General features: G+C 60.5%; 5 protein-coding genes and 1 pseudogene. All 6 read left to right on the forward strand.

What is annotated here, in order from left to right:
* A pseudogene (locus tag B2V21_RS11750) lies at nucleotides 1-203 on the forward strand (30S ribosomal protein S6); the annotation flags it as partial.
* 28 nt (nucleotides 204-231) lie between these two features.
* The gene (rpsR, locus tag B2V21_RS11755) at nucleotides 232-462 is read left to right on the forward strand and encodes a 30S ribosomal protein S18 (protein ID WP_008368574.1); all 231 of its coding nucleotides are present in this window, start codon (nucleotides 232-234) and stop codon (nucleotides 460-462) included.
* Nucleotides 463-500: 38 nt separating this feature from the next.
* Entirely contained in the window at nucleotides 501-1,397 is an 897-nt protein-coding gene (locus B2V21_RS11760) for a hypothetical protein (RefSeq protein ID WP_286916938.1), read from the forward strand.
* A 21-nt stretch (nucleotides 1,398-1,418) separates the two neighbouring features.
* Nucleotides 1,419-1,865: a 50S ribosomal protein L9 gene (gene rplI, locus B2V21_RS11765; protein WP_043191123.1), complete on the forward strand. Its 447-nt coding sequence runs from the start codon at nucleotides 1,419-1,421 to the stop codon at nucleotides 1,863-1,865.
* A 115-nt stretch (nucleotides 1,866-1,980) separates the two neighbouring features.
* Nucleotides 1,981-3,378 carry a replicative DNA helicase gene (gene dnaB, locus B2V21_RS11770; protein WP_049862025.1) on the forward strand — a complete coding sequence of 466 codons (1,398 nt, stop codon included), beginning with the start codon at nucleotides 1,981-1,983 and terminating at the stop codon, nucleotides 3,376-3,378.
* Between the two features lie 312 nt (nucleotides 3,379-3,690).
* On the forward strand, nucleotides 3,691-3,787 hold a 97-nt coding region (locus B2V21_RS11775), incomplete at its 3' end, for a hypothetical protein (protein WP_414708394.1).

The following is a 3,787-nucleotide window of genomic DNA, read 5'->3' on the forward strand; positions in this document are numbered from 1 at the left end:
AAGACAACTTCCGCTACAACGATGCCGTGATCCGTAACCTTGTCATCCGTCGCGACGAAGCCGTCACCGACCAGTCCGAGATGCTCAAGGCAGAAGAAAACCGCAGCGAGCGCCGTGAGCGTCGTGACCGTCCTGAGCACTCTGACAACGCCGATGGCGATGACAGCGACAACAGCGACGCCAGCGATAACGCTGACGAGTAATCCACGGACCTTTTGAGGAGCCCATTACATGGCACGTTTCTTCCGTCGTCGTAAATTTTGCCGCTTCACCGCTGAAGATGTGAAGGAGATCGACTACAAAGATCTCAACACTCTGAAAGCCTACGTATCCGAAACCGGCAAGATCGTTCCAAGCCGTATCACCGGTACCAAGGCTCGTTATCAGCGTCAGCTGGCCGTCGCTATCAAGCGCGCCCGCTTCCTGGCCCTGCTGGCCTACACCGACAGCCACGGCCGCTGAGACCGGGTTGTCGACAAGTAGTAAAAGGATAGATACGCATGCGTGCCCTGGCTGATTTCATCATGCGCGGTCGCATGCAGGCCACACTGGTTGTGGTCGGATGTGCGGCATTGCCGCTGTTGTTCTGGTTGAGTGCTGCCGCAGCGTGCCTGGTGTACCTGCGGCGCGGCATGAGTGACGCTTTTGGCGTCCTCGTCTGGGCTCTGCTGCCGGCTCTGGCCTGGTGGTATTTCGGCGAACCGCGCACCTTGATGGTGTTGCTGGGCGCGCTGGGGCTCGCGGCGCTGTTGCGCGCGGGATGGGCCTGGAATCGCGTGCTGCTGGCCAGCATAGCGCTGGGGCTGGTGTACGGAGTGTTGTTGGGTGTGGTGTTTCGCGAACCCATCGAAGCGTTGGCGCAGGCGTTGAACGAACGCCTGCCGCAGATGCTCGGTGGTCTCTACCAGCAGATGTCGGTAGAAGAGCGGGCAAACCTCGGCAACCTCATTGCACCGGTACTCAACGGACTGATAGCGGCCCTGTTGCAAGTCGTCAGCGTGGCAGCCCTGATGCTGGGGCGTTACTGGCAGGCGGCGTTGTACAACCCGGGTGGTTTCGGCAGCGAGTTTCGCGCCATACGTATTCCACTCTGGCCAGCGGTCCTGCTGCTGGCGTGCATGCTCATTGGTCCGAACTTCGGACCTCAGATGGCCATGTTGACGCCGCTGTGCAGCGTACCGCTGGTGTTCGCCGGGCTGGCCCTGATGCATGGGCTGGTCAAGGCGGGCAAGCTGGGCAAGTTCTGGCTCGTAGGGTTGTACGTCACGCTCGTGCTGTTCATGCAGCTGATCTATCCGTTGCTCGTGGTTCTGGCCATTGTCGACAGCCTGATTGATTTTCGCGGCCGAATCGGGCCGAAAGGCACCGATAGCGATTCCGCGAACGGTGAAGGTTAAAAGTTAAGAGGTTTATACCAAATGGAACTGATCCTGCTGGAAAAAGTCGCCAACCTGGGCAACCTGGGCGATAAGGTAAATGTTAAGGCCGGTTACGGCCGTAACTTCCTGCTGCCATTCGGCAAGGCTACCGCTGCGACCGCTGCCAACCTGGCTGCGTTCGAAGAGCGTCGCGCCGAGCTGGAAAAAGCAGCTGCCGACAAGAAGGCTTCGGCCGAAACTCGCGCTGCCCAACTGGCTGAGCTGGAAGTGACCATCACTGCCACCGCTGGCGACGAAGGCAAGCTGTTCGGTTCGATCGGCACCCACGACATCGCTGACGCCCTGACCGCCTCCGGCGTCGAAGTGGCCAAAGCTGAAGTGCGTCTGCCGAACGGCACCATTCGTAACGTTGGCGAATACGACGTAGCCGTGCACTTGCACAGCGACGTTGAAGCTACCGTACGCGTTGTCGTAGTAGCTGCATAAGTCGGCTGGCACCTCGGGTGCCAGGCGGTTTAACATCGGGCACGACCTGTTTACAGGCCGTGCCCTTTGTCTTTCTGAAGAAGCTGTTTTTCTGCAACCCTAATTCCAAGTGGCCATGAACGAGATATCCGCTCCCGAGCAATACGACCTGCAAACCGCTGCCCTCAAGGTGCCCCCGCATTCCATCGAGGCCGAACAGGCCGTGCTCGGTGGCTTGATGCTGGACAACAACGCCTGGGAGCGCGTGCTCGATCAGGTTTCGGACGGCGACTTCTATCGTCATGACCACCGCCTGATCTTCCGCGCTATCGCCAAGCTCGCCGATCAGAACACTCCGTTCGACGTGGTGACCCTGCACGAACAGCTCGACAAGGAAGGGCAGGGTACTCAGGTCGGTGGCCTGGGCTACCTGGGCGAGCTGGCCAAGAACACGCCGTCGGTGGCCAACATCAAGGCCTACGCGCAGATCGTGCGCGAGCGTGCCACCCTGCGCCAGTTGATCAGCATCAGCACCGAGATTGCCGACAGCGCATTCAATCCGCAGGGACGCAACGCGGCCGAGATTCTCGACGAGGCCGAGCGGCAGATCTTCCAGATCGCCGAGGCACGGCCCAAGACCGGCGGGCCGGTGAGCGTCAACGACCTTTTGACCAAGGCCATCGACCGCATCGACACGCTGTTCAATACCGATGCGGCCATTACCGGCCTGTCCACCGGCTATACCGACCTCGACGAGAAGACCAGCGGCCTGCAACCGGCCGACCTGATCATCGTCGCCGGCCGTCCGTCCATGGGCAAGACCACCTTCGCCATGAACCTGGTGGAGAACGCCGTGCTGCGCAGCGAGAAGGCCGTACTGGTGTACTCGCTGGAGATGCCGGGCGATTCGCTGATCATGCGTATGCTCTCTTCGCTGGGGCGCATCGACCAGACCAAGGTACGTTCGGGGCGGCTGGACGACGATGACTGGCCGCGGCTGACGTCGGCAGTCAACCTGCTCAACGATCGCAAGCTGTTCATCGACGATACGGCGGGCATCAGCCCGTCGGAAATGCGTGCGCGGACACGCCGCCTGGTGCGCGAGCACGGCGAGATCGGCCTGATCATGATCGACTACCTGCAGTTGATGCAGATCCCCGGCTCCAGCGGTGACAACCGTACCAACGAGATTTCCGAGATCTCGCGCTCGTTGAAAGCCCTGGCCAAGGAATTCAATTGCCCGGTGGTGGCGCTGTCGCAGCTCAACCGCTCGCTCGAGCAGCGGCCGAACAAGCGTCCGGTGAACTCCGACTTGCGTGAATCCGGGGCGATCGAGCAGGACGCCGATGTGATCATGTTCGTCTACCGTGACGAGGTGTATCACCCGGAGACCGAGCACAAGGGCATTGCCGAAATCATCATCGGCAAGCAGCGTAACGGTCCGATCGGTTTCATTCGCCTGGCGTTCATCGGCAAGTACACCCGCTTCGAGAACCTTGCGCCGGGCAGCTACAACTTCGACGACGACGAATAGTGATCCTGCAGGTACGACCCCTTCGCGGGTAGAACCCGCTCCCACAGGAGCTGCGTACAGCGCCCCTTCGCGGATGGACCCCGCTCCTACAGGAGCTGCGTACAGCGCCCCTTCGCGGGTGGACCCCGCTCCCACAGGAGCCGTGTGCAGCGCCGCTTCTTGTGGGAGCGGGCTCTGCCCGCGAAAGGGTCACTGCGGTTGATCAGGTCTACCGGATAAATATCTTCGCCGCCTATTTCCGACTAAAGCCATCGGAATTGGTTGTTTTTTGTGCTATATTCCGCGCCCGCGATTTTTCATACGGTCATCGACATGCAAGCAGCCAAGCCGCTTTTTGACTATCCCAAGTACTGGGCCGAATGCTTCGGCCCAGCGCCTTTCCTGCCCATGAGCAGGGAGGAGATGGATC

Origin of the sequence: Pseudomonas sp. UBA6276 (genome assembly GCF_002438365.1) — a bacterium.
GTDB classification, from domain to species: domain Bacteria; phylum Pseudomonadota; class Gammaproteobacteria; order Pseudomonadales; family Pseudomonadaceae; genus Aquipseudomonas; species Aquipseudomonas coleopterorum.